Here is a 1,702-nt window from a genome sequence, read left to right as displayed (position 1 = left end):
GGTCGTCGTTCTCCAGCCGCAGCGGCGCCTTGGCGAACAGCTCGCCGAACCGGCCCGCCATGGTGGTGCGGCCCAGGAGCAGGACGTCCCGCCCCTTCAGCGCCTGGCCGTCGATCGTGCGGGCGACGGCGACCCGAGTGACAGGCGCGCCGGTGACGTCGCCGAACCGCCCCATCAGTCCCAGGAAGGCCTCGATGTCGGCGGGGCCGATATTCGGCTCCAGCACCACCGTCGTGTGGTCGAGGTCGGCGTTGCGGGTGAAGGGGAAGCCGGCGCTGGCGAAGAAGGCCAGGTTAGGCAGGCTGGCGAAGTGGCGCCCCCGGCTCRGGTCGATGCTGCTGTCCGGGTCGATGCCGCTTCTCACATTGGTCGGCTGTTGGCCCTGGCAGGCGCCGGTCTTGTTGGTCTTGATGTCGAAATAGAACTGCAGCTGGCTGGCCCCGAACAGCAGGTAGGGGGGCAGGTCCAGGCTGTGCTCGTTGCGGGCGAAGCGGTCGAAGAAGCCCCGCGCCTCGGCCGTCGTGTCCTGCGGACTGAGGCGATAAGCTCGCAGATACTGGTTGTTCAGCGAGACATCCAGGCGCGACTGCTCGCGATCGAACCAAGGGCCCTTGGGATAGCGATAGCGCACCTTCAGGGGCGCGCCCTGGGCCGGCCACAGGAACAGGTCCGGAGCGACGCGGAACGGCACGCTGACCACGCCCGGCGACAGGCCCGGCGCCTGAAGGCTGCTGGCCTCGACCAATTCGCCGAAGCGCACCGGCCGGTCCATCGCCAGCCAGCGCGGCGCGTCATAGGGCGAGCGCGGGGCGATCAGGGCGGTGTCCACGCGCGCCTGAGCGCCGTTCAGGCCGCCCTGGGCGATGCTCAAGGCCAAGGCGGCGCGGCGGATTTCGGCGCCGTCACGGCCCACGACCAGCAACAGGCGACGGTCCGGCGCCGTGGGATTGGCGACGACCGCCAGGGTGGGTCCGGTCACCGTGGGAAGCTGCAGTCCTCCGATCGTCTGTCCGGACAGGCCGAACACCACGCCTTCGCCGCTGGGCAGGGCGCCGATCAGGGCGGGGAAGGAAAAGCCGCGATAGGCGGCCTTCATCCCGAAATAGGAGGCCGCGGCGCCTGCGCCGCGCAGCACCGCGTCGGACGGCGGCTCACCGAACACGAACGGCAGCACCAGTCGGCCGCCGCCAGGATCGAAGAAGGGCTCGGGCAGGGCGGCCAGGTTGGGCGACAGGGGCAATCGCGAGACTGTCAGCTCCAGCCGCGAGCGCAGGTTGCTGATGCTCATCCACAGCGCCGAGTGCTGCGGATCCTCGCAAGCCCGGGTGTAGTGGCCGATGAAGCGCAGGTTCAGCTGGTTCTCGCGCAGGAACAGCGCCGGATCGATCGGGATCGACCACTCGCTGCCCGCCGCGCGATCGGGCGTCAGCATCACCGTGCCGGCCGTCTCGCCATTGACGCCGACGCTCAGCTGGCTGAGGTCGCCCAGCAGCGATGGCGAAAAGGCGCCGACGACCACCAGGCGCGCGCCCGTCACCACCTCGTCGCGTCGCAGGGCGAAGGGGGCTCCCGCTTCACCGGCCACGCCGCGCAGCCGCAGCGGCTGGCCGAAGCCCAGATCCTTCAGGCTCAGGACGCGCACCGTGCTGGACCCGGCCACCGGCGGGGAAGGTGCTTGCTTCGCGACGGCCTTGCCCTGGAG

The 1,702-nt window shown here is 70.5% G+C and carries 1 protein-coding gene; it reads right to left on the bottom strand.

Going from position 1 to position 1,702, the window contains the following annotated elements:
* Nucleotides 1-1,702 (bottom strand): cellulose biosynthesis cyclic di-GMP-binding regulatory protein BcsB (locus AC1DZ6_RS24710; RefSeq protein WP_477099741.1); only part of this gene is annotated, 1,702 nt, incomplete at both ends.

The organism is Caulobacter sp. P1_B12_2 (assembly GCF_056406675.1).
Note: the sequence above shows the minus strand (reverse complement) of the source record. Positions and strands in the feature narration are given on the sequence as shown.